Source organism: Variovorax sp. LjRoot130 (assembly GCF_964253755.1).
In the GTDB taxonomy this organism is placed as follows: Bacteria; Pseudomonadota; Gammaproteobacteria; order Burkholderiales; family Burkholderiaceae_C; genus Variovorax.
Window position 1 is genome coordinate 3,966,495 of record NZ_CAXURM020000001.1, and the last position, 23,382, is coordinate 3,989,876.

General features: G+C 66.0%; 25 protein-coding genes and 1 other RNA gene. 6 read left to right on the top strand and 20 right to left on the bottom strand.

Translation table 11 applies throughout. The features are described from left to right. Complete coding sequence (locus tag ACSQ86_RS19790; RefSeq protein WP_093103141.1) at positions 1 to 495, top strand: dihydrofolate reductase; 495 nt, start codon at positions 1 to 3, stop codon at positions 493 to 495. Between the two features lie 24 nt (positions 496 to 519). Here ACSQ86_RS19790 and ACSQ86_RS19795 read toward each other — a convergent pair whose 3' ends face one another. From ACSQ86_RS19795 to ACSQ86_RS19810, 4 genes are read right to left on the bottom strand one after another with little or no spacing between them, the layout of a single operon-like run. After that, on the bottom strand, positions 520 to 855 hold the full coding sequence (locus ACSQ86_RS19795) for a non-heme iron oxygenase ferredoxin subunit (protein WP_436304746.1): 336 nt from the start codon (positions 853 to 855) through the stop codon (positions 520 to 522). A 22-nt stretch (positions 856 to 877) separates the two neighbouring features. Next, positions 878 to 1,351 carry an aromatic-ring-hydroxylating dioxygenase subunit beta gene (locus tag ACSQ86_RS19800; RefSeq protein ID WP_093103138.1) on the bottom strand — a complete coding sequence of 158 codons (474 nt, stop codon included), beginning with the start codon at positions 1,349 to 1,351 and terminating at the stop codon, positions 878 to 880. A gap of 2 nt (positions 1,352 to 1,353) precedes the next feature. Further along, positions 1,354 to 2,616, bottom strand: a complete 1,263-nt coding sequence (locus ACSQ86_RS19805; RefSeq protein ID WP_093103137.1) for an aromatic ring-hydroxylating dioxygenase subunit alpha — start codon at positions 2,614 to 2,616, stop codon at positions 1,354 to 1,356. Between the two features lie 29 nt (positions 2,617 to 2,645). Beyond that, entirely contained in the window at positions 2,646 to 3,641 is a 996-nt protein-coding gene (locus ACSQ86_RS19810; RefSeq protein WP_093103280.1) for a 2Fe-2S iron-sulfur cluster-binding protein, read from the bottom strand. Between the two features lie 84 nt (positions 3,642 to 3,725). Between ACSQ86_RS19810 and ACSQ86_RS19815 the strand changes: the two genes are divergently transcribed. From ACSQ86_RS19815 to ACSQ86_RS19835, 5 genes are all read left to right on the top strand, one after another. After that, the gene (locus ACSQ86_RS19815) at positions 3,726 to 4,634 is read left to right on the top strand and encodes a LysR family transcriptional regulator (protein ID WP_436291019.1); all 909 of its coding nucleotides are present in this window, start codon (positions 3,726 to 3,728) and stop codon (positions 4,632 to 4,634) included. A 136-nt stretch (positions 4,635 to 4,770) separates the two neighbouring features. After that, entirely contained in the window at positions 4,771 to 4,977 is a 207-nt protein-coding gene (locus tag ACSQ86_RS19820) for a hypothetical protein (protein ID WP_436309473.1), read from the top strand. A gap of 194 nt (positions 4,978 to 5,171) precedes the next feature. Continuing rightward, positions 5,172 to 5,606: a hypothetical protein gene (locus ACSQ86_RS19825; RefSeq protein ID WP_436291017.1), complete on the top strand. Its 435-nt coding sequence runs from the start codon at positions 5,172 to 5,174 to the stop codon at positions 5,604 to 5,606. 130 nt (positions 5,607 to 5,736) lie between these two features. Beyond that, the gene (xth, locus tag ACSQ86_RS19830; RefSeq protein WP_436304750.1) at positions 5,737 to 6,516 is read left to right on the top strand and encodes an exodeoxyribonuclease III; all 780 of its coding nucleotides are present in this window, start codon (positions 5,737 to 5,739) and stop codon (positions 6,514 to 6,516) included. Further along, positions 6,513 to 7,025 carry a hypothetical protein gene (locus ACSQ86_RS19835; protein ID WP_093103131.1) on the top strand — a complete coding sequence of 171 codons (513 nt, stop codon included), beginning with the start codon at positions 6,513 to 6,515 and terminating at the stop codon, positions 7,023 to 7,025. The genes xth and ACSQ86_RS19835 overlap by 4 nt, the downstream gene beginning before the upstream one ends. A gap of 16 nt (positions 7,026 to 7,041) precedes the next feature. On the opposite strand, the gene ntrC is transcribed toward ACSQ86_RS19835, so the two are convergent. From ntrC to ompA, 16 genes are all read right to left on the bottom strand, one after another. Further along, positions 7,042 to 8,586, bottom strand: a complete 1,545-nt coding sequence (ntrC, locus tag ACSQ86_RS19840) for a nitrogen regulation protein NR(I) (RefSeq protein WP_436304751.1) — start codon at positions 8,584 to 8,586, stop codon at positions 7,042 to 7,044. A 22-nt stretch (positions 8,587 to 8,608) separates the two neighbouring features. After that, complete coding sequence (gene glnL, locus ACSQ86_RS19845; protein ID WP_093103127.1) at positions 8,609 to 9,685, bottom strand: nitrogen regulation protein NR(II); 1,077 nt, start codon at positions 9,683 to 9,685, stop codon at positions 8,609 to 8,611. Further along, positions 9,685 to 10,188 carry a hypothetical protein gene (locus ACSQ86_RS19850; RefSeq protein WP_093103126.1) on the bottom strand — a complete coding sequence of 168 codons (504 nt, stop codon included), beginning with the start codon at positions 10,186 to 10,188 and terminating at the stop codon, positions 9,685 to 9,687. Before ACSQ86_RS19850 ends, glnL begins: the two co-directional genes overlap by 1 nt. 131 nt (positions 10,189 to 10,319) lie before the next feature. After that, positions 10,320 to 11,735 (bottom strand): type I glutamate--ammonia ligase, encoded by a 1,416-nt coding sequence (gene glnA, locus ACSQ86_RS19855; protein WP_093103124.1) that lies wholly within the window; start codon positions 11,733 to 11,735, stop codon positions 10,320 to 10,322. A gap of 147 nt (positions 11,736 to 11,882) precedes the next feature. Then, entirely contained in the window at positions 11,883 to 12,698 is an 816-nt protein-coding gene (locus ACSQ86_RS19860; RefSeq protein WP_436309474.1) for a competence/damage-inducible protein A, read from the bottom strand. Continuing rightward, on the bottom strand, positions 12,683 to 13,555 hold the full coding sequence (locus ACSQ86_RS19865) for an EI24 domain-containing protein (protein WP_093103121.1): 873 nt from the start codon (positions 13,553 to 13,555) through the stop codon (positions 12,683 to 12,685). Before ACSQ86_RS19865 ends, ACSQ86_RS19860 begins: the two co-directional genes overlap by 16 nt. 36 nt (positions 13,556 to 13,591) lie before the next feature. Then, entirely contained in the window at positions 13,592 to 14,563 is a 972-nt protein-coding gene (locus ACSQ86_RS19870; protein WP_436304754.1) for a sterol desaturase family protein, read from the bottom strand. A 16-nt stretch (positions 14,564 to 14,579) separates the two neighbouring features. After that, a complete protein-coding gene (locus ACSQ86_RS19875) occupies positions 14,580 to 15,377 on the bottom strand; it encodes a polysaccharide deacetylase family protein (protein ID WP_436304755.1) in 798 nt (265 codons plus the stop codon). After that, positions 15,364 to 16,350 (bottom strand): YncE family protein, encoded by a 987-nt coding sequence (locus ACSQ86_RS19880; RefSeq protein ID WP_436304756.1) that lies wholly within the window; start codon positions 16,348 to 16,350, stop codon positions 15,364 to 15,366. Before ACSQ86_RS19880 ends, ACSQ86_RS19875 begins: the two co-directional genes overlap by 14 nt. Before the next feature lie 30 nt (positions 16,351 to 16,380). Then, positions 16,381 to 17,139 (bottom strand): pseudouridine synthase, encoded by a 759-nt coding sequence (locus ACSQ86_RS19885; protein WP_093103277.1) that lies wholly within the window; start codon positions 17,137 to 17,139, stop codon positions 16,381 to 16,383. Then, the gene (ggt, locus tag ACSQ86_RS19890) at positions 17,139 to 18,875 is read right to left on the bottom strand and encodes a gamma-glutamyltransferase (RefSeq protein WP_436309475.1); all 1,737 of its coding nucleotides are present in this window, start codon (positions 18,873 to 18,875) and stop codon (positions 17,139 to 17,141) included. The genes ACSQ86_RS19885 and ggt overlap by 1 nt, the downstream gene beginning before the upstream one ends. Before the next feature lie 25 nt (positions 18,876 to 18,900). Next, entirely contained in the window at positions 18,901 to 20,493 is a 1,593-nt protein-coding gene (locus tag ACSQ86_RS19895) for a class I SAM-dependent methyltransferase (RefSeq protein WP_093103115.1), read from the bottom strand. Between the two features lie 174 nt (positions 20,494 to 20,667). After that, positions 20,668 to 21,055: a transfer-messenger RNA gene (gene ssrA, locus ACSQ86_RS19900) on the bottom strand. A 12-nt stretch (positions 21,056 to 21,067) separates the two neighbouring features. Continuing rightward, on the bottom strand, positions 21,068 to 21,736 hold the full coding sequence (locus ACSQ86_RS19905) for an HAD family hydrolase (RefSeq protein WP_093103275.1): 669 nt from the start codon (positions 21,734 to 21,736) through the stop codon (positions 21,068 to 21,070). Beyond that, positions 21,736 to 22,458, bottom strand: coding sequence for a bifunctional 2-polyprenyl-6-hydroxyphenol methylase/3-demethylubiquinol 3-O-methyltransferase UbiG (gene ubiG, locus ACSQ86_RS19910; RefSeq protein ID WP_436291013.1), 723 nt, complete (start codon positions 22,456 to 22,458; stop codon positions 21,736 to 21,738). Before ubiG ends, ACSQ86_RS19905 begins: the two co-directional genes overlap by 1 nt. A 114-nt stretch (positions 22,459 to 22,572) precedes the next feature. Then, positions 22,573 to 23,229 (bottom strand): outer membrane protein OmpA, encoded by a 657-nt coding sequence (gene ompA / locus ACSQ86_RS19915; protein ID WP_093103112.1) that lies wholly within the window; start codon positions 23,227 to 23,229, stop codon positions 22,573 to 22,575. Positions 23,230 to 23,382 lie beyond the last annotated feature (153 nt).

The following is a 23,382-nucleotide window of genomic DNA, read 5'->3' on the forward strand; positions in this document are numbered from 1 at the left end:
ATGACGCGCATCAACCTGATCCTCGCACGCGCCGCCAACGGCGTGATCGGCCGCGACGGCGTGATGCCCTGGCATCTGCCCGAGGACATGGCGCACTTCAAGCAACAGACCGCCGGCGCGCCGGTGATCATGGGCCGCAAGACCTGGGACTCGCTGCCGCCGCGCTTCCGCCCGCTGCCGGGCCGCCGCAACATCGTGATCACGCGCCAGGCGGATTGGCAGAGCGACGGCGCAGAGCGTGCCGGCAGCCTGCGCGAGGCCTTGATCCGCTGCGAAGACGAGCAGTTGCCCGAGGTCTGGGTGATCGGCGGCGCACAGATCTATGCCGAGGCCGAGCCGCTGGCGCAGCGCGCCCTCGTGACCGAGATCGGGCGCGACTACGAAGGCGACGCCTGGGCGCCGCGTTTCGACGTGTCCTGGCGCGAGACCGCACGCGAGTCGCACATCGCGGCCAACGGCCTGCCCTACGCCTTCGTCACGCTCGAACGGCCCTGAAGGCCGGCAACCGCTCTCCGCACATCACGGCGCCCATTCGATCTCGGCGAGCGCGACGTACACGCGCCCGGCCTCGATCTTCACCGGATAGCTGCGCAGGTCCTCGGTGAGCGGCGCGCACATCGCCTTGCCGGTGCGCACGTCGAATTTGCCCTGGTGCAAGGGGCACTCAATCTCGTGGCCTTCGAGAAAGCCGTCGCACAGGCGGGCCTGGCCGTGCGTGCAGGTGTTGCTCGTCGCGAAGACCTCGCCGTCCACGCTGTAGAGCGCGAGGTCGCGGCCCTCGACCTCGATGCCCAACACGTCGTCGGCCGGCAGTTCGTCGACGGCGGCGGCGTCGATCCAGGAAGTAGTGCTCATGTTCATCCTCGTGGGCCTCGTCTCAGATCGGATAGATGATGGAGTTCGGGATCATTTCGCTGTCGTAGACGACGAGGCGTGAAGCGAACTTCAGGCCTTCGGGCCGCCGCACGACCGTGTCGATGTAGCGGCCCACGTTGAAGACGGTGGAGAGTTCGCTGAGCTTGGTGCGGAACACGGCGTAGTTGGCTTCGCTGCGGATCGTGCCGTCCTCGTCGACGCCATGCACCAGCGGCAGGCCTACTACATGGCGCTGGTAGTAGGGGTCGTGAAACAGCGTCTCGCGAATGCCGTAGACGCGGTCTTCCAGCATACCTTTGCTCTCGAAGGACAAGGTGGCGAGCGGCAGGCCGCGCTCGTGGTTCTCGCGCGGCTGCAGGCGGTAGCTGCACTCGTCGATGAAGAAGGCGGGCCACAAATCCCAGTTGCCCGAGTCAACGGCACGTGCGTAGTCGGCGTAGAGTTGGCTCAGCTCGAAGTAGTCATGCGGCGCCATGGTCATGCCTCCATCACCTTGCGCCAGTACTTGTACATGCCGCGAATCAACGTCTCGGTCACCATGTGATCGGTGTCTTCCACCTCGCGCCCGCCGAGCTCGGCCAGCGTGCGGTGATAAGGCTTCTGCTCGAAGCCCTGCTGCGAGAACTCGATGACCTCGCCGTCGTCGGCCGAGACAAAACCGGCCGGCCCGAACAGGTTGGCCTGGCGCAGGCGCCGCTGCTGCATCTCCTCGCTGTCGTCCTCGAAGCCGAAGTGCGTCCAGACGAAATCGAAGGCATCGTGGCCCACCGGCTGGATGTGGCGCGTCGACACGCTGTTCACTTGCTGCTGCAAGATCACGCTCGGGAACAGCGTGGTCATCACCGCGGTCGGGCCGCCCCACCAGGGCTCGGGCACGATGTCGAGGAAGCGCGGGTCCTTGAGTTGCATGCTCTCCTTGAAGCTGGACACCTGCGTGACCTGCGCGGCCTTGCCCGCGCTGCCGCGCGTCGAGATCATCGCGGCGTGACGGCCGTGCGCATCCATCTTGAGTTCGGACTTGTTGTCCGCGCGCCAGAGGCCGAAGGTGACGAACCAGGTGTGCAGCAAGCCCGGGTGGTACGGGTCCTTGATGTTCTCCTGCATCAGCTTCCAGTTGCCCGGAATGCGCTGGCGGTTGTAGCCGAGGATCTTGAGCTTGCGGCCGTCGAACAGGCGGTCGAAGTAATGCAGGATGGCCGGCCCCATGAAGTCTTCCAGCGACTCCACTTCGTGGTCGAAGGAGGCGAACACCACGCCGCCGCGCGTGGCCACCTTGAGCTTGTTGAGGCTGTTCTCTTCAGGCTTGAAGTCGGCCGGCATGCCGCCGTTGACCTTGCCGTCCTGCTTGACGCCGCGCCGGAAGGGCACGCCCTGCAGGTCGCCCTTGAGTGTGTAGTTCCACTGGTGGTAGGGGCAGACGAATTCCTTGCGATTGCCCTGCCGCTCGCGGCAGAAGCGCATGCCGCGATGGGCGCAGACGTTCTCCACCACGTTGATGCCGCCTTCGGCATCGCGCACCATGATCACCGAGCGCTCGCCGATCGCGGTGCGCTTGAAGTCGCCGGCGTTGGGGATCTCGGCTTCCAGGCCGACGTAGCACCAGTGCTTGTTGTAGAAAAAGCGCTCCAGCTCCTTCTTGTGCTGGTCCTCGCCGATGTAGGCCATGAAGGGAATGCGGCTGGTCTTCTCCGACTCCCAGTGGATCTTCTCGGGGAATACGATGGATTGGGGGGTGGTCATGGGAGTCTCCTTTTCTCGCTTTCTCTGTCTCAGGTGCCCTGCATGTAGAAGGCATCGGCATGGATCTTCTCTGCGGCCAGGCCGCGGTCCTTGAGCAGCAGCGTGACCGCCTCCACCATCGGGGGCGAGCCGCAGAGGTAGGCGCGCCAGCCCTCGAAGCCGCCGGGCCAGTCGGACCGGATGGCGTCGGTGATCAGCCCCTGGCGCGAGCCCGGGCGCATCGCGCCCGACACGCCGACCACGTGCACCTTGAGTCCCGCATGCAGCGCCTGGAGCTCGCGCAATTCTTCGAGGCCGTAGACGTCGGCGTCCGATCGCACGCCGAAATAGAGGTGGATCGGGTTGGGCATGCCGGCCTCGATGGCGCCGCGCACGATGGCGAGCACGGGCGCCAGCCCCGTGCCGCCGGCCGCGCACAGGATCGGGCCGGTGTGCCGCGTGCGAAGGTAGGCGGCGCCCATCGGGCCGCTGACACGGACCGCGTCGCCGGGCTTCAGTTGCTCGAACACATAGTCGGTCACGCGGCCGCCGGGCACGCGCCGCACGTGGAACTCCAGCTCCGCGTCGCCGCTGAGCCGGGCCATCGAATAAGGCCGCACATGCTCGGGCGCGAACTGCAGCTGGGCGTACTGGCCCGGCGAGAACGACAAGGGCTTGGCCGGCTTCAGGCGCAGCCGGCGGATGTCGTGCGTGAGCGTCTCGATCTCCGCAATAGTGGCCTTGACGATGCGCGCCGGGTGCACGACCACTTCGTCAGGCTCGGGAATCTCGATGGTGCAGTTCTCGGTCAGTGTGCTCTGGCAGGCCAGCACATGGCTTTCGCGCAGGCCCTCGGGCCGCATCGCGTCCTGCCCCTGCCCTGCGTCCAGCACCCGCCCTTCGACCACCTTGCAGCGGCAGGTGCCGCAGCGCCCGGCCATGCAACTGTAGGAGACCGGCACCTGGTGCTCGCGCAGCACCTCCAACAGGTTCGCGCCCGGGCGGACCTCGATGGTGCGTGCGAAGGGGCGGATATGCAGTTCCATGGCGCCGATCATCGGCATCCTTCTCACATTGGCCAATAGAATCTCGTGAATTCATCGAATCACCGTTGTGAATAAAGGTGCGGCATGGAGCTTCGGGACATCGACCTCAACCTGCTGCTGGTCTTCGACCGGATGCTGGCCGAGAAGCGCGTCTCGGCCGTGGCGGAATCGCTCGGCCTCTCGCAGCCTGCCATCAGCAATGCGCTGGCGCGTCTGCGCCGGGCTTTCGGCGACGAGCTGTTCCTGCGCACCGCGCGCGGCATGGAACCCACGCCCTTCGCGCTGCAGCTCGCGGAGCCCGTGGCCTACGCGATGGGCACGCTGCACGGCGCGCTCAATCAACAGACCGTCTTCGATCCGGCCACCAGCACGCGCAGCTTCACGCTCGCGATGACGGACATCGGCGAGATCTATTTCGCGCCGGTGCTCATGGAGGTGCTGTCGCGCGCTGCGCCGGGCGTGACCATCAGCACCGTGCGCAACACCGCCGTCAACCTGCGCGATGCCATGGAGGCCGGTCAGGTGGACATCGCGATCGGCCTCTTGCCGCAGTTGAAGGCCAGCATCTTCCAGCGCCGGCTGTTCAAGCAGCGCTACGTGTGCCTCTTCAGCGCCACGCATGCGCTCGCGACCAAGCCGAAGCTGACGCTGAAGGATTTCTGCGCCGCCGAGCACCTGCTGGTCAAGGCCGCGGGCACCGGCCACGGCCAGGTCGACGAGCTGATGGCCGCGCAGGGCGTCGCGCGGCGCATCCGGCTCACGGTGCCGCATTTCGTGGCCATCGGCCACATCCTGCGCTCCACGCCGATGATCGCCACCGTGCCCGAGCGCCTGGCGCAAAGCATCGCCGAGCCCTTCGGGCTGGTCTGGCGCACGCACCCGGTGGCGCTGCCGCAGATCGCGATCAACGCGTTCTGGCATGCGCGCTTCCACCGCGATCCGGGCAACCAGTGGCTGCGGGGTGTGTTATTCGACCGCTTTGCCGACACCTGATCCTGCACGGAGCCGAAACTTCACGCCACACGGCGCGGTGACACAAACCCCGGCGGCCGGATGAAGTTCCGATCGGGACCCAGCCCGTTCGCAACGCCGAGTCGCGTGGCTGATCGTCGGCGGCAACGACGGGGCGGTGATCGATTTGAATCGGCAAGCGCTCGCGTTGCTGCACAGCCAGAAGCGGCTTGCGATCGTGCCTGGCGCGACCCACCTGTTCGAAGAGCCGACGCGCTCGGCGCTGTTTCCGCGCTGGCGCGCGATTGGTTCCTCAGCCATCTCAACCGTCCGCTCTAGGAAAGTACGACATGAGCAAGTCCCCGAGACACCGGAAATGGCCTGAGCACCGAATCGAGCAACGTCGTCAAGGTCGATGAAGAAAAGTCTCGCGTCGGCATGTACCTACGATCGCTCCACGGAGCGTCCTACCTTTGCGGGACCCGTCGATTTCTACATTGCTGTTGACGCCGGACCTCATGCAGGCACGCCGCAGCATCAGCCCTCTGCACCCTGTCTGGATAGCGACGAGGAGACACCATGAAAAAGCTTCTGTCGATGTTCACCATTGCATCGTTGTGCCTGTTTGCCGTCCAGGCCAGCGCACAGCTGACTCCCTCGCCACCGGGGAAGATCGATCCGGTCGACGCCGAATACAAGGCCGCCCGCGACAAGATCGCAGCCGACTACAAGGCTGCCAAGGCGCTGTGCGACGCCATGAAGGACAACGCCAAGGACGTCTGCATCGCGGAAGCCAAGGGCAAGGAAAAGGTCGCCAAGGCCGAGTTCGACCAGCAGCGCAAGCCCAGCGACGGCAATGCGCGCAAGGTGGCCGAGGCCAAGGTGGAGGCCACCTACAGCGTCGCCAAGGAGAAATGCGATGACCAGAAGGGCGATGCCAAGACTGCGTGCGTGAAGCAGGCCCAGTCGGAACAGGCGAAGGGCAAGGCCGACATCAAGGCCATGAAGAAATGAGCGGCAGGCACCTTGGTCTGATTGGCGGTCGGCGCAGATGCGATCTTTGACAAGTCCAACGAACTAGAAGCGCGCACCAGCGCTGTCGCGGGCATGGGCGATCCCTAACTCAGGTACCCTTGCGCAATTTATGAAAATTGCCACCTGGAACGTCAATTCCCTCACAGCTCGCCTGCAGCACGTGCTCGACTGGCTGATCGCCAACCCGGTCGACGTGCTGTGCCTGCAGGAACTGAAGATGAGCGACGACAAGTTCCCGCTCGAAGTGCTGCAGTCGGCCGGCTATCACGCGGCGGTGTTCGGCCAGAAAACCTACAACGGCGTCGCGATCCTGAGCCTCGCTCCGGTGCGCGATATCGCGAAGAACATCGGTGGCTTTGCCGACGATCATTCGCGCGTGATCAGTGCCACCATCGACACGCCGGCCGGCGAGCTGCGCGTCGTCAACGGCTACTTCGTCAACGGCCAGGCGCCGGGCACCGAGAAGTTCGCCTACAAGATGAGCTGGCTGCGCGCCATGCGCGAGTGGCTGCGCGAGGAGCTCGCGGCGCATCCGAGGCTGGTGCTGCTCGGCGACTTCAACATCGCGCCGGAGGACCGCGACAGCTTCGACCCCGTCGGGCTGGCCGAGACCATTCATCACACGACCGAGGAGCGCGACCATTTCAAGGCTCTGCTGGGGCTCGGCCTCGCCGACAGCTTCCGCCTCTTCGAGCAGCCCGAGAAGAGCTACTCGTGGTGGGACTACCGCATGCTGGGCTACCAGAAAAACCGGGGGCTGCGCATCGATCACATCCTGGTGAGCGAGCCGCTGGTGCCGCATGCAAAGGGCTGCACGATCGACCGCGTGCCGCGCAAGTGGGACAAGCCCAGCGACCACGCACCTGTAACCCTGGAGCTCAACGCATGAAACGGATCCTCCACCTCGCCCTGCTCGCGGCCGTGCTCGGCCTTTCCGCCTGCTCGGCGCTGAAGCCGAGCGCCACCGACGAAGTGCCCTCCCCCGGCGCCAAAGCCCCCGCGGAACAACCCTCGCAGCCATCGGAAAAGGTGCCGACCGCGCGGCTCATCACCGTGCAGACGCCGGCCGTGCGCGCCTACCGCAAGATCGGCGCCCGGCACATCTACAACAAGTACCCCCAGCGCATCTACAAGGGGAAGATTCCGCCGCTGGTGTATGCGGTGGTGGTGACCGAAACCGAAGTCGACAGCAGCGGGCGCGTCACGGGCGTGCACTTCAGCCGCACCCCGAGCCATGCGCCGGAGGTGAGCGGAAAGATCGCAGAGCTGATCCGCGAGGCCTCGCCCCTGCCGGCCCCAGGCAAGCTGGGTGCGCACACCTACGTCGACACCTGGCTCTGGGACAGGAGCGGCCAGTTCCAGCTCGATACGCTGACCCTCGGGCAGCGCAGCCGCTGAGCGCCGGCGCCACTCGCTATTCCAGGCCGAGCTCCTGGATCTTGCGCGTGATCGTGTTGCGGCCGATGCCGAGCTTCTGCGCGGCCTCGATGCGGCGGCCGCGCGTGTTGGCCAGCGCCGTGAGGATCAGGCGCGACTCGAAACGGCGCGACAGCACGTCCCAGACGTCGTTGCGCCCGGCCGCCAGCAGGCTCTGGGCCTCCTGTTCGAGCCCGGCCTCCCACGAGCCCGAACCGACCGGCGCAGCGCCGGCAGCGGGCGCGGATGGCGTCGGGGAAGCCGAGGCCAAGACCGCGGCAGCAGACGTGGAAGGCGCCGCAACGGGTTCGCGTTCAGCTGTGGCGGCAGCGGCAGCGGCGGAGGCACCGGGCGCTGCAACGGCAGCAGCAGCACCGGCCATCACCTCGGGCGGCAGGTCCTTGGCTTCGATCAGCTGTGCCGGCGCCATCACCGTCAGCCAGTGGCAAATGTTCTCCAGCTGCCGCACGTTGCCGGGAAAAGAGAAGGTCGCGAGCTGCGCGAGCGCCGCATCGGAGATGCGCTTGGGCTCGACGCCGAGCTGCTTGGCGCTCTGCTGCAGGAAGTGCCGCGTGAGCGCGGGGATGTCTTCGCCGCGCTCGCGCAGGGCCGGCAGCCGCAGCCGGATGACGTTGAGTCGGTGGAACAGGTCTTCGCGAAAGCCGCCGATCTTGACGCGCTGTTCCAGGTCCTGGTGGGTGGCCGCGATCACGCGCACGTTGGCCTTGACCGAGTTGTGGCCGCCGACGCGGTAGAAATGGCCGTCGCTCAGCACGCGCAGAAGGCGCGTCTGCAGGTCGAAGGGCATGTCGCCGATCTCGTCGAGGAACAGGGTGCCGCCTTCGGCCTGTTCGAAGCGTCCGCGGCGCATGGTCTGCGCACCGGTGAAGGCGCCGCGCTCGTGGCCGAAGAGCTCGCTTTCGAGGAGGTCTTTCGGAATGGCGGCGGTGTTGATCGCCACGAAGGGGCCGCTGGCGCGCGGCGAATGCTTGTGCAGCGCGCGCGCCACCAGCTCCTTGCCGGAACCGGATTCGCCGGTGATCAGCACCGTCACGTTGCTTTGCGACAGGCGCCCGATCGCGCGGAACACGTCCTGCATCGCCGGCGCCTGGCCCAGCATCTCGGGCGCAGCGGCCATCCGTTCCTCGGACACTTCCTCGCGCTGGCTTTCGTCGACCGCGCGGCGGATCAGTTCCACCGCGCGCGGCAGGTCGAAGGGCTTCGGCAGGTATTCGAAGGCGCCGCCCTGGAAGGCCGAGACGGCGCTGTCGAGGTCGGAGAAGGCGGTCATGATGATGACCGGCAGGCCGGGATGCTTGGCCTTGATCTTGTCGAGCAGGTCGAGGCCGGAGCCGCCCGGCATGCGGATGTCGCTCACCAGGACCTGCGGGCCCTGCATCTCGTCGTCGGCCGCGGCTTCGAGCGCGGCCAGCACCTCGCGCGTATTGGTGAAGCTGCGGGTCGGCAGGTCTTCGCGCAACAGCGCCTTTTCCAGCACGAAGCGGATCGATTGGTCGTCATCCACTATCCAAATCGGCTTCATGCAGTTCCTTGTTCCCTGTTAGCTAAGGCAGCGGTATCAATATCTTGAAATCGGTCCGGCCCGGGACACTGTCGCACTCGATCACGCCGTGGTGCTGTTGCACGAAAGTTTGTGCCAGCGTCAATCCAAGGCCTGTTCCGCCTTCCCTGCCCGACACCAGCGGGTAGAAGATGCGGTCCTTGATCGCGTCCGGCACACCCGGTCCATTGTCGATGACATGCAATTCCAGTGCCAGTCGATACCACTGCTTGTTGAATATCACCTGACGTGCAATGCGGGTCTTGAAGGTGATGCACGCGTCGCCGGCTGCACGCCGCTCGGCCAATGCCTGCGCCGCGTTGTGGACGATGTTGAGCGTGGCCTGGATGAGCTGCTCGCGATCGCCGCGAAACTCGGGAATCGAGACGTCGAAGTCGCGCTCGATGTGCAGGTCGCGCGGGAACTCCGCAAGGATCACCGAGCGCACGCGCTCGCAGACCTCGTGGATGTTGACGTCGCCCACCACGTGCGGGCGGCGGTGCGGCGCGAGCAGGCGATCGACCAGCGTCTGCAGGCGGTCGGCCTCGTGGATGATGACCTGGGTGTATTCGATGAGGTCGCGCGACTCGACTTCCATCTGCAGCAGCTGCGCCGCGCCGCGAATGCCGCCCAGCGGGTTCTTGATCTCGTGCGCGAGATTGCGGATCAGCTCCTTGTTGGCCTGCGCCTGGTCGAGCAGCCGCTCTTCGCGGTCTTGCCGGACCTGCTGCTCGAGCGGCGACATTTCGATGATCAGTTCGCCCGCGCGGTCGCCCTGCGCGAGCGTGACCTGCACCGGCATCAGCTCGTGGTTGACGCGGCGCAGGAAGGCCTCGTAGCGCAGCGTGGCGAAGTCGTTGCTGCGCGCGCCGTCGATCGCCGTGCGCAGCACCTGCGGCTCATGGAAGCAGGCGCCGAACTGCGAGCCTTCGAGCGTGCGGCGCGAGGTGCCCAGCGCGTCTTCGAGGCCGGCATTGGCGAACAGCACCGCGCCGTCGGTGCGCACCACCGCGATCAGCGTGGAAAGAAGGTCGAAGGCCTGAAAACGCTTGGCGGCAGCGGCGGATTTGCCAAAGGCCATCAACGATTGGCCGGCAGGCGGCCGATTTCGCGGCGGATGCCCGCGATGTCGCTTTCGTTGCGCGCGATCTCGGCCTTCATCTCGGCCACGCGGTCGAGGTACTTCTGATAGTTGCGCGCTTCGCTGCCCTGCTTCTCGGGTTCGCCGTTGTTGTAGTCCTTGAGCAGTTGGGCCTGGCGCTCTTCGGCTTTCTTGAGCTCGGACTCGAGCACCGAGCGGGCTTCGCCGTCGCGTGCGCGCTGGTCGGCGCCGTCGACGCGCGGGCTGCCGGCCGGCGCACGCGCGGCGGTGCTGCCTGCCGCAGCCGCCGCGATCGGGCGGGTGCCCTGGACCACGGTGACGTTGCCGCCCTCCATCACCTTGCAGCCGCGCTGCTGGGCGAGGGTCGCGTTGTTGGTGTATTCGTTGCCGCAGCGCCAGACGCGCTCCTGCTGGGCCTGGGCCTGGAGGTGCACGCCGGCCGCCGCCAAGGCGGCCAGGAGGAAAACGGAAGAAGTCTTCATGGTCGTGAATGTAGTGCGCAGCAAACCGGCATTTTCCTGCAATTCGGGAGTTCGGCCGCGCAAGCTTGCCCCAAAAGGAAAAGGGACGGCCCAAGGCCGTCCCTTTTTAACGCCAAAGCCGAAAAGCTGGCTTACAGGGAGTAGTACATGTCGAATTCGACCGGGTGCGTCGCCATGCGGAAACGCGTGACTTCCTGCATCTTGAGGTCGATGTAGGCGTCGATGTAGGCATCGGTGAACACGCCGCCCTTGGTCAGGAAGGCACGGTCCTTGTCGAGGTAGTCGAGCGCCTGGTCGAGGCTGTGGCACACGGTCGGGATCAGCGCGTCTTCTTCCGGCGGCAGGTGGTAGAGGTCCTTGCTGGCGGCTTCGCCCGGATGGATCTTGTTCTCCACGCCGTCCAGGCCGGCCATCAGCATCGCGGCGAAACCGAGGTACGGGTTCATCATCGGATCGGGGAAGCGCGCTTCGACGCGGCGGCCCTTCGGGTTGGCCACGAAGGGGATGCGGATCGAGGCCGAGCGGTTCTTGGCCGAGTAGGCCAGCTTCACCGGCGCTTCGAATCCGGGGACCAGGCGCTTGTAGCTGTTGGTGCCCGGGTTGGTGATGGCGTTCAACGCACGGGCGTGCTTGATGATGCCGCCGATGTAGTGCAGCGCGAAGTCGCTCAGGCCGGCGTAGCCGTCGCCGGCAAACAGGTTCTTGCCGTCCTTCCAGACCGACTGGTGGACGTGCATGCCCGAGCCGTTGTCGCCGACGATCGGCTTGGGCATGAAGGTCGCGGTCTTGCCGTAGGCGTGGGCCACGTTGTGGATCACGTACTTCTGCAGCTGGACCCAGTCGGCGCGCTGGATCAGCGTGCTGAACTTGGTGCCGAGTTCCATCTGGCCGGCGTTCGCCACTTCATGGTGATGCACTTCGACCGGGATGCCCAGCGACTCGAGCACCAGGCACATCTCGGAGCGCATGTCCTGGAAGCTGTCGACCGGGGGAACCGGGAAGTAGCCGCCCTTGACCGCCGGACGGTGGCCGGTGTTGCCGTGCTCGAATTCCTTGGCGCTGTTCCAGGAAGCCTCTTCGGATTCGATCTTGACGAAGCAACCCGACATGTCGTTCTGCCAGCGCACGCCGTCGAACACGAAGAATTCCGGCTCCGGTCCGAAGTACGCCGTGTCGCCCAGGCCCGAGGCCTTCATGTAGGCCTCGGCACGCTTGGCGAGCGAACGCGGATCGCGCTCGTAGGGCTTGCCGTCGGTCGGGTCGACCACGTCGCAGGTCAAAAGCAGCGTCGTTTCTTCGAAGAAGGGATCGATATTGGCCGTGTTCGGGTCGGGCATGAGCAGCATGTCCGAAGCCTCGATGCCCTTCCACCCGGCAATCGACGAGCCGTCGAAGGCATGGCCGTCGGTGAATTTGCCCTCGTCGAATGCGGACACGGGCACGGTCACGTGCTGCTCTTTGCCGCGGGTATCGGTGAAGCGGAAGTCGACGAACTTGACCTCGTTTTCCTTGACGAGTTTGAGTACATCGGCGACGGTCTTTGCCATCAGGTTCTCCTGGTTTGGATGGTTGGTTGGAATTGCGGGACTGGGAATGCAGTTTTTGTGCCCATTGTCACTGCCGAAGAGGGGTACCCGGCACTGCGCCGAAACCCCAAAAGCAGGCAAGTTGTAACCAAACTGGTGCAATCAAGATTAACGCACCAATTCGGTTCCAAGACGCGCGCCAAAGGCGTGCAGGCCCTCGAGCAGCTGTACGTAGGCGGCATCGATGCGCTCGGCATCCCCCTTGACGCCGAGCTCGATGTGGCGGCCGTGCTCGGCATGGTCCACGCTCGGCAGGCTGAAGACCTTGATGCCGGGATGCGCGAGTTCGACGGCTTCCATCAGCGGCGTGAGCGCGGCCTCCATGGCGCCGTAGACGATGACCGATTTCTCCATCGCCCGACCGTGCGCGAACAGGTGCGCATAGCGCTCGTCGAGCACCGATTCGATCATCGGCCAGGCCATGACCGGGAAGCCCGGCACGAAGTGCACGTCGCCGACGCTGAAGCCCGGAATCTTGTTGTAGGGGTTGCGGATGATGTTGGCGCCGAGCGGGAACACGCCCATGTTGAGCCGGTGCACGTTGTCCGGACGGTCGGGCTCGTAGACCGTGCCCTGCTCGCGCGCGGTGTCCTGCATGCGTTCGCGGATCAGCACCTCGGCTTCCGGATGCAGCCCCAGCGGCACGCCCAGCGCCGCGGCCGCGCACTGGCGTGTGTGATCGTCGGGCGTAGCGCCGATGCCGCCGGTGGAGAACACGACGTCGCCCGAGGCGAAGGCGCGCGCGAGCGCTTCCGTGATGCGCACCGGCACGTCGCCGACGTACTCGGCCCAGGCCAGCTGCAGGCCGCGCGCGGCGAGCAGCTCGATGACCTTGGGCATGTGCTTGTCGACACGCTTGCCCGACAGGATTTCGTCGCCGACGACGAGAAGGCCGAACGAACGTGTGCTCATGGTGCGCCCCATTGGGTGGCGGCCGCATGGACATCTGCCATCTCGGCCGCGGAAGGTGAAACGGCCGCCGCCGCGCGCTGCGCCCGCAGCTGGGCCAGGGCATCCAGGCAGTAGTGCGCGAACCAGAGCGCGGAGAAGGCGAACACCAGCGTGTAGATCCAGATCGCGAGCGGCACCAGCACGAAGAAAGCCGCAGCGAACAGCAGCCCCGACGCCCAGACGATGCTCGGGGCGGCGCCCAGGTAGCCGCACAGCACGCCGACGCCGAGCAGCGGCAGCCGATGGGCGCGCAGCAAGGCCTCGCGCTCCTCCGGGCTCGCATGCTCGGCCAGGGCGTCGAAGCTCATCACGCGGTAGGTCAGCCAGCCCCAAATCAGCGGCGGCAGGATCAGCACCAGCGGCGGAATGAGCCATAGCGGCATCGAGACGACGAGCGCGAGCAGCGCCAGCACGGTGAGGCCCAGCGAGCGGACGACGCTGCCGAAGAAGGAGGCGCCCCTCTTCTGCTCCAGCGACGGGAAACGGCGGTCGGCCACCAGCCGCGTGAGTGGCGGCGCCATGAACCCGGCCACGATCAGGAGCGACACCACAACGATCAGCGGCGTGGCCGCGATCACCACCACCATCGGCGCCAGCACGGCCGTGACGTCACCGGAGAACAGGCGTCCGATCCAGCCCCAGAAGCTGGACAGAAGCGGCCAGGCGTCGAGCGCCTCGCGCGTCCATGCCACGGTCGCGTCCCAGTAGAAATAGCCGAACAGCGCCGCCAGCAGCACCATGAGTCCGAGCGGCAGCAGCGAGAGCACGATCACCCGCGGGTGCATGCAATAGGCCACGGAACGCCAGAAGGAGTCGAGAAGAAGACGCATCGGCGCCGAGGATAACCCTGTCGCGTGGAATCGAGATCAGCCGCGGTCGACAAGACGCCTGAGCCCCAGCCACTGCTGCGCCCAGAAACCGCGCCCGTAGTCGCGTACGCGGCCCCCGGCGTCGGGCTCGACCTGGTCGCGGATGCCGGTCGGGTCGTAGCGCTCCTCGAAATTGACGGTGCGAAACAGCATGTCCCACCACGGCAGCAGCACGCCGAAGTTGTGGCCGCCGAGCGTACGAGGCCCCTGCGACTCGTGCCCGATCCCGATGCTGTGGTGCACGCGGTGGAAGCGCGGGCTGATCCAGAGCCGTTCGCCGATCGCGCCGAAGCCGAGCCGCAGATTGGCATGCTGCAGGCTCTCGCTGAGCTGGGTGAAGGCCACGATCGCGATGAACTGCCCCGGCGCCACGCCGATCAGCTGGGCGACGACGACGATGATCGTGTCGTGGATCACGTCGTCGAGCAGGTGGTTGCGGTTGTCGCTCCACATCGTCATCTGGCGCTGCGAATGGTGCAGCGAATGCAGCGCCCACCACCACTGGAAGCCGTGCTGGCCGCGATGGATGAAGTACTCGACCAGGTCGAGCACCACCAGGTAGATCGCAAACGCGACCCAGGGAATGTCGGTCACGCCGGGCCAGAGCTGGTCGAGGTGGAAGGAGCCCCAGCCGGCCGCGCGCACGGTGCCGAGGATCTCGTCGAACAGCGGGTCCAGCGCGAAAAACATGGCCAGCCGGAACAGCCCCAGCCGGTGGATCAGCGTGTAGAGGATGTCGGTGCGGATGGCGGGCCGATCGAGCACCGGCTCCGCCGGCCGCCAGCGCTGCAGCGGACCGAACACGGCCACCAGCACCCCTATCTGGATCAGGCCGACCAGCAGCCATCCGGTGGCGTCGAAGGCGTCCTCGACCCAGCCGCCGAGGCCGATGGCGTAGACCAGCGGCTGCACGGCCGCCTCGAAAAGCCATTGCTGCAGGTTGGAGAAGGGGTCGGTCAGCCAGTCCATCGGAACACCGCGCGATTCAGGGATGAGACGCGATCCATTCACGATACGCGGGATGCTGGCGCAGCGTCTCGAAGCAGAAGCCCTTGGCCTTGAGGCCGACGATCAAGGGCTCCAGCACGGCCGGCGCCCACGGGTCCTTGCGCGACCAGATGCCCAGGTGCGCAATCAGGATGTCGCCGGGCTGGATGTGATCGAGGGCCTGTTGCAGCAGCTTCTCGTTGCTGAACTTCTCGCTCGGCAGCTCGTCGCCCAGCAAGCCGGCCGGCGCCCAGCCCACGTGCGCATAGCCGCAGGCCTTGGCGGCCGCCAGCAGCCTGGGCGAAGTCTTGCCCCCCGGCGCGCGAAACAGCGGCAGCGGCTTCTTGCCCGTGACGTACTGCAGGCGCTCGGAAGCCTTGGTGATATTGGCGCAGTACTGTTCCGCGTCCCAGGTGAACTGCCGGCCGGCAAAGGCGCCGGCCGAGGGTGCGATGCGGAAGCGCGGCGCGAGTCCCTTCACGTCGCCGCGCCAGTAGGCATGGTCGTAGGTGTGGGACGCGAACTCGTGGCCTTCGGCCGCCCTCGCCTTCCACCACGGCGCCCACTGGTTGTCGAGGCTGTCGCCGCCGCTCAGCGTGCGCTCGGCCGCGCCGAAGAAGGTGACACGCACCTCCTGGCGCTTGAGCACCTCGGCCACCAGCGGCGCCACGCCCATGTGGCCGGTGTCGAAGCTCAGGTAGACCGGCTTGGCGCAGCTGGCCTGTGCGACGGCGCTGATTGGCGCCGCACCCGCAGCGAGCAAGAGCAGCGCGAGCGCGTATCTAGCGTTTTGCATGATCGAGGGTCCAGACGCCGTGGGGCGAGCGGCCGACTGGCACCTGCCGCACCACCTTGTGGGCAGCCAGATCGACCACGCTGAGCTTCCTGGCCCAGCGCGAGGTCACGTAGAGCGTCTTGCCGTCGGCCGAGACGTCCATGCAGTCGGGTCCGCCGCCCACCGGGTAGGTGTCGCTGACCTGCAGCGTCTGCAGGTCGATGCGGCTGATGGTGTTGGCCACGCGGTTGCTGACGAAGACGCTGCGGCCGTCGCCGGCCGAGCGGAAGGCGTGGGCGCCCTTGCCGGTGGGAATCTTGCCGACCAGCTTCGGCTCCCGGCCGGCCACGTCGAAGACCTGCACGCCGTCGCTGCCCGTGAGGCCGACCAGCAGCGTCTTGCCGTCGTGGATGCCGAAGATGTCGGCCGGCATCGGGCCGGTAGGCGTGCGCCAGCGGATGGTCTGCGTGGCGAGATCGACCGCGACCAGTTCGTCGCTGTCCTGCATCGTGACGTAGGCCGTGGTGCTCTTGCCGTCGATCCAGATGTGGCTCGGCGTCTTGCCCGAGGGGATGCGCTTGACCAGCTTGGGCTCCTTGCCGTCCCAGCGGTAGACGTCGATGTGGTTGAGCCGGTTGCCGGCGGTGACGAACCACTTCATGTCGGGCGAGAAGCGCAGGTGATAAGGGTCGATGATGCCGTAGACCACGCGCTGAACCTCGGCCGTGCGCGGGTTCAGGAAGGTGAGCGAGTCGCCGGCCGAATTGGCGACGATCAGCGAGTTCTCGTCGGGCGACAGGTAGAGATGGTGCGGCTCCTTGCCGGTCGGGATGCGCAGCTTCTCGGTCCAGCTGACCGGATCGACCACGCTCACCGTGGCATCGAGCGAATTGAGCACGAAGACCGGCGGTGGTTCGGCAGCAAGCGACGGCAGCGCCGCACAGGCAAACAAAAAGGCCGCGAGGCGGCCTATCGGGGGGAAAGAGAAGCGCAAGGGGGAAGTTCCAGAAGCAGGCTTGCGATTTTAACGATCGACCCTGTTCGCTGGCTGACTTGGGCGCGCCGTTCGCAAGGCCTCGACCTGCGCCGACTCCAGCCAGCGCCACTGGCCCGGCGCCAGGTCTTCAGGCAGCGCGAGCGGTCCGATGCGCGAGCGGTGCAGGGTCTCGACCCGGTTGCCCACGGCGGCCAGCATGCGCTTGACCTGGTGGTACTTGCCTTCGGTCAGCGTGAGTCGGAGCTGCAGCGGCCCGACCGGCTCGCAGGCCGCCGCGCGCACCGGCTTCGGATCGTCGTCGAGCACCACGCCGGCGAGCAGCCGGGCCACCTGCGTGTCGTCGATCGCATGCTTGGTGCCGACCTCATAGACCTTCGGCACATGATGCTTGGGCGAGCCCATGCGGTGGATGAACTGGCCGTCGTCGGTCAGGAGCAGCAAGCCGGTGGTGTCCTGGTCTAGCCGGCCGATGGCCTGCACGCCCTGCACTGCGCCTTTGTTGGGACGCAGGCGCAGCGGCGACGGCAGCAGCGTGTAGATGCTGGGATAGGTCGACGGCTTCTGCGAGCACTCGGTACCGGCCGGCTTGTGCAGCATCAGGTAGGCCTTCTCGTGATATGCCCACTCGGTGCCCTGCACAGTGAGGAGCAGGCCCTCCGCCTCGAATTCCGTCGCCGGATCTGCGACGACGGTGCCCGCCACCCTTACCAGCCCTTGCTGGACCAGCCCGGCGCAGACGCGCCGGGTGCCGAAGCCCTGGGTATAAAGAATCTCGTCGATCCGCATCAATACCCGAGGGCCAGGCCGGTGTTGCGCCGCGGATCGTTGGCGCCGTAGAAGCGGTTCTTGCCGACCGGCTTGCCGCCCAGCGCAGGCGCACCGATGGTGATTGCCGCCACGTGATTGGCCGGCTGCGGCACTCCGAGGTTGTGGCCCATGTCGGTCAGGATCTTGCGCGTGTCGGGGCTGAGCGCGAAGGTCTCGACGTTGGTCACGTCGGGCAGCCATTGCTGGTGGAAGCGCGGCGCGTCGACGGCCTCCTGCACGTTCATTTCGTAGTCGACGACGTTGAGGATCGTGTGGAGCACCGCGGTGATGATGCGGCTGCCGCCCGGCGTTCCGACGATGAAGACCGGCTTGCCGTCCTTGGTCAGGATGGTAGGACTCATCGAGCTGAGCGGACGCTTGCCCGGGGCGATGGCGTTGGTTTCGCCCTGCACAAGACCGTAGAGGTTGGGCACGCCAATCTTCACGGTGAAGTCGTCCATCTCGTCGTTGAGCAACACGCCGGTGCCGGCGGCCGTGACCTTGGCGCCGAACCAGTCGTTGAGCGTGTAGGTCACCGAGACCGCATTGCCCCACTGGTCGATGATCGAATAGTGAGTGGTGTTGCTGCCTTCATGGGGTGCGACGCCGGGCTTGATGTCCTTCGAGACGCCGGCTTTCTTCGGGTCGATCACGGCACGGATCTTTTCGGCATAGCCCTTGTCGAGCAGCCGGTCGAGCGGGTTCTTCACGAAGTCGGGGTCGCCGAGGTAGCTGTTGCGGTCGACATAGGCATGGCGCATGGCCTCGATCTGGTAGTGCACGGCCTGCGCCGAGCGGAAGCCGAGGTCCTTGAGCGGATAGCCCTCGAGGATGTTCAGCATCTCGCAGATCACCACCCCACCCGAGCTCGGTGGCGGCGCCGAGACCACGTGATAGCCGCGGTAGTCGCATTCGACCGGCGCCAGTTCGCGGGTCGTGTACTGGTTCAGGTCGGCCTGCGTGATGATGCCCTTGCCGGCCTGGCTGGAGGCCACGAGCGCGGCGCCTACGGGGCCCTTGTAGAAGCCGTCGACGCCGTTGCGGCTGATGGCCTTGAGCGTTTTCGCGAGGTCTTTCTGCACCAGCTTCTGGCCGACCGCGAAAGGCTCGCCCTTGTTCAGGAAGATCGCGCCGGAGGCCGGATCTTTCTTGAAGTCGGCGGTCGCGGTGGCGAGCAAGTCGATGTCGCCCTGCTCCAGCACGAAGCCACGCTCGGCCAGCGCGATCGAAGGCGCGATCAGCGCATCGCGCTTCATGGTGCCGTACTTCTCGCGCGCCAGCTCGAGGCCGGAGACGGTGCCGGGCACGCCGACGGCGAGGTGGCCGTTCGTGCTCAGGCCCTTGACGACGTTGCCATCCTTGTCGAGGTACATGTTGGCAGTGGCGGCCAGCGGCGCCTTCTCGCGGAAGTCGAGGAAGGACTTGCGGCCGTCGGCCAGTTGCACCGTCATGAAACCACCGCCGCCCAGGTTCCCGGCCGCCGGGTAGACCACCGCCAGCGCATAGCCGACCGCCACCGCGGAATCGATCGCATTGCCGCCGCGCTTGAGCACGTCGACGCCGATCTTGGTCGCCAGATGCTGGGCGCTCACGACCATGCCGTTCTCGGCCGCCACGGGCGCCTGCGAGGCCGCGTGAAGCTGTGCCGCGCCTGCCAGCGCGAGCGCCGCCGCGACGGCGCCTCGCAAGGCCGAAGTCCACTGAAGTTGTTTCACGGTTTTATCTCCTTTGAAGAATGGATCAGCCCGCAAGCAGCCCCTTGCGGCGCAAGTCCCGAAGGGCAAGCGCTACCTGTTGCTGCGTGAACTCGCGCAGCGCACCTGCTTCGGTGAGCGGCTTTTCGTCCTTGATGAAGCGCAGGCGCTCAGCGCGGGCTTCAACCGCCAGGTGCAATGCCAGGGACTCGTGCGAATGCTCGCCGTCGAGCAGCGGCAGCAGGCAGCGCTCGAGCAAAGAAAGGCCCACCGGCTCATGCCACAGGTTGCAGGCAATGGCCGAGGGTCCGGCATTCAGCGCGAGACCGGGAGTCCTGCGCACCGCGGCCAGCGCACGCGGGAACTCCGACACTTGCGCGCCCGCCTGCGGCGCGGCGCGCCGGATGCGGACGGCGCCGAGGATCAGCAGCTCTTCGAGCATCGCCATGACGAGCGGCTCGACCGCGGCGCGCGGTTCGCCGGTCCGCGCCGAGACCTCGGCAATCAGCGCGTCGGCCGAGGCGGTGGCCGGGTAGCGCTCGTCGAGCACCTGCGCCACCGCTTTTTGAAGCGGCAGCCGCAGCGTGATCTTGAGGTTGCGCATCGCATTGCAGGGCTGCTCCTGCGCATCGAGCGTCAGCACGCCACCGCCTTCGGCTGCGAACACGCCGGCGAATTCGAGCGCGCGGATGCGCTCCGGGACAAGGCGATAGCGGATCTCGGCGGCACGTTCCTGCTTCACGAGCAGCGTCTGACGGAAGGTGCGGTTGACCAGGAAGTCCAGGTACTGCTCCATCATGATCTGGCTGCCTCCGCATTCGCGCAGCAAGGGATCGCGCACTTTTTCGCCGTAGTTCTGGACGAACATGGTCGACGGCTCGGCGTCCGCCAGGTAGCTGAGCCCGTGCGTGCTCGCACGCGCGGCGAACTCCTTGAAGTAGCAGGGCGAGTTGCAGGGCTCGAGGAACTCGTGCAGCAGGTAGGAGCTGTTCGCGGCACGCACGATCGGCATGGTCTCTTCGAGCGTCTTCTTGAGCACGCTGTCCGGCCGCGCCGACTGTTCGAGAAACTCGAGCATGCCGCGCGCGTAGGAGAGTTTCTCGTCCGGCTCGTCGCGCGGGGCGCCGCGCAGGATCATGGCGTCGCGCACGATCTCGCGCGCCTTCCAGCCCGGGTACACGTTGTAGCTCACGTAGGCCACGCCGTTGGGTGCGAGGTTCTCTGAGCACACGCGCAGGATCGCGTCCTGCACCGGCGCCGGCACCCAGCTGTAGACGCCGTGGCAGATGATGTAGTCGAACTGACCGAAGGAGGCGTCGATGCTGGCGATGTCGAGAGCGCGCAGTTCGACGTTCTTCAGGCCCGAGTGCTCGATGGCTGCCGCGCCCTGCCGGATCTGCACCGGCGAAAGGTCCACGCCGAGCGCTCTCGCCTCCGGGTGGCGTGCCGCGAAAGGGATCAGGTTGCCGCCGGCCGCGCTGCCGAGTTCGAGCACGCGTGCCTGCGCCGGCGCAGGCGCCTCCAGCCCGAACAGGAAGGCCAGCGCCTCCAGGTGCTCCACCGCAGACTGAGGAAACGGATGCGAGTCGTACGGCACGGTGTCGTAGTAACTCGTGAGCGCGGTCGTCATTGAATCCATGGGTGTCCTCTGGGCGAGCGACGCCGACTATAGCTCGCGCGCGGAGCAGCGCGGACCTCGTGAGCCCGAAGAATCCAATGGACCTTGACTGATGCGCGAAGCCGGAGCCGGCATGCGCCGAAGCGGTGTCTTGCGGCCGCATGGGCCGCTCGAGGTGTCACTCGCTGGATGTATTGGTGGAGCTGGGGGGATTTGAACCCCCGTCCGCAAGCCTTCGTCGCGCAGATCTACATGTTTAGCGATCTGATTTAGGTCTCGCCACCGGTGTCGCGCAGTCGCACGCTACACCGGCCGCCAGCACCCTATGTTCTCGCTCCGACCCAAGGTACCCGGATCGGAGCCAGCCAATGTAGATTATCTTTGCAGCCGGGAGGCGTCAGATTGCTCTAGCGCCCCCTTGCCCAGCCCATCGGCCTGCTGTTGCAAAGCTCACCGGCAATTAAGCGGCGAGTGCGAAACGTTCGTCGTTTGCAGTTAGTTTGTTTGAATCTGTTTTACGAGCGCATTCAGCTCGACATGCCCCGCTGCGATTCCGAACCCACGTCGAAACCAGTGCAGCCCCAAGCGCTGCATTCTAGGCCGGTTTGAGTAGTTGCAAGAGCTCCATGGGCGATGCGATGGCGGCATCGGCCTGCCACAGCGTCACATCCGCCTCCGCGCCCATGTAGCCGTAGGCGGCGGCCACCGTTCCCATACCCGCGGCCCGGCCGGCCATGATGTCCCGGTGGTCGTCGCCCACATAGATGCAACGAGCGGGCGGCACCCCCAGTTGTCGCGCCGCCTCGAACAAAGGTTCGGGATGCGGCTTGGCATATGGCGTCGTGTCGCCGCTGACGATCGCGCGCGCCGTGCCGAACAGCGGTATCGCGCGTGTCAGCGGGCCAGTGAAGCGCACCGACTTGTTGGTCACCACGCCCCACTGCAGCCCGCGCGCGCAAAGCGCTTCGATCAGTTCGGCCACGCCTTCGAAGACCTGCGTGTTGCGCAGCATTCGATTCTCGTAGTTGACGAAGAACTCCTCGCGCAGCGGCGCGAACTCCGGCGCATCGGGTGTGATGCCGAAAGCCACGCCCAGCATCCCGCGCGCGCCGGCGCCGGCCATGGGGCGATAGCGCTCCAGGGGCAGCGAGGCCAGGCCCCGATCCGTTCGCATCTGGTCGGCCGCGGCGCCCAGGTCCGGAGCGCTGTCGATCAGCGTGCCGTCCAGATCGAACAGGACGGCCTGTGTCGCATCGGCCGCCATCATGGCTGGGGCGCCGATGGTTTGCGGGTTGCAAACATGTAGTTGACGCTGGTGTCGTCGCTGAGCCAGTAGCGCCGCGTCACCGGGTTGTGCTGCAGGCCGCGCGTATGGCGCAAATCGAGGTTTGCAGCGCGGCAATGCGCAGCCAGCTCGCTCGGCCGGATCAGCTTCTGGTACTCGTGCGTGCCCCGGGGCAGCATGCCCAGCACGTACTCGGCGCCGACGATCGCGAACAGGAAGGACTTCAGGTTCCGATGAATGGTCGAGAAGAACACCCAGCCGCCGGGCTTGACAAGCTGCGCACAGGCCTTCACGACGGAGGCCGGCTGAGGCACGTGCTCGAGCATTTCCATGCAGGTCACGACGTCGAAGCTCTCAGGCTGTTCGGCGGCCAGCGCTTCGACACTGATTTCGCGGTACTTCACGCCACGCGTCGCTGCCTCGAGCGCATGCAGTTGGGCGACCTTGAGAGCCTTGTCGGCCAGATCGATGCCCAGGACGTCGGCGCCTCGCCGCGCCATGGCGTCGGCCAGAATCCCGCCGCCGCAGCCCACATCGAGCACCCTGCATCCTGCAATCGGTGCAATGCTTTCGATCCACTCCAGGCGCAGCGGATTAATTTCGTGCAGCGGTCGGAATTCGCTTTCCAGATCCCACCAGCGGTGAGCGAGTTCGGAAAATTTGGCAAGTTCTGCCGGATCGGCATTCACGGTATCGGTCATATGCAGATTATGAAACGACGCGAATTGCTGGGAATCCCGCAACGCGAAATCGCAATGCGATCGCCCATAAAAAAACCCCGCCGAGGCGGGGTTCTTTTTGAAGATTCTTGCGAATCAACGGTTGGCGCGGGTACCGACCACTTCGATTTCCACGCGGCGGTTCTTGGCGCGACCTTCCTTGGTCTTGTTGTCGGCGACGGGTTGCTTCTCGCCCTTGCCTTCGGTGTAAACGCGGTTGCGTTCGATGCCCTTCGAGACCAGGTAGGCCTTGACGGCTTCAGCGCGGCGAACCGACAGGCGCTGGTTGTAGGCATCGGTGCCGATCGAGTCGGTGTGGCCGACGGCGATGATCACTTCGAGGTTCACGTCACGGATCTTCGAGACCAGGTCGTCCAGCTTGGCGCGGCCTTCAGGCTTGAGGACCGACTTGTCGAAATCGAAGAACGCGTCGGCAGCGAAGGTGACCTTCGAAGCGGCGACAGCCGGAGCTGCAGGTGGGACAGGTGCCGGAGCAGCCGGGGCCACAGCGGCGGGAGGTGCAGCGGGAACGAGCGCACCGTCGCAACCAGCGGCAGCCGTGGCGGGCGTCCAGTTGGCATCGCGCCAGCACAGTTCATTGGTGCCGTTTTTCCAGACCAGTTCGCTGGTGCCGTTTTGCCAGTTGTCGATCACGGGGCCACCGTTCGCGGCGGTAACGCGGGTCTGCGCGCCGGCGGCAGTGGCGAGCGCAGCGACTGCAAACATCATCGCCACTTTATTCAGTTTCTTCATGGTTCTCCTCTTGGGGAAAAAGCCGCAGCCGCGCTGCGAATCAAGGACGCTTTAAGTGACCACCACCCAAAACGTTGAGGCGATTGTGCCATAGGGTCTTTGGCAAACCGCCCGCGAGGCGCCCCTGAAACGTAGGACGGAGGCGGAATACCG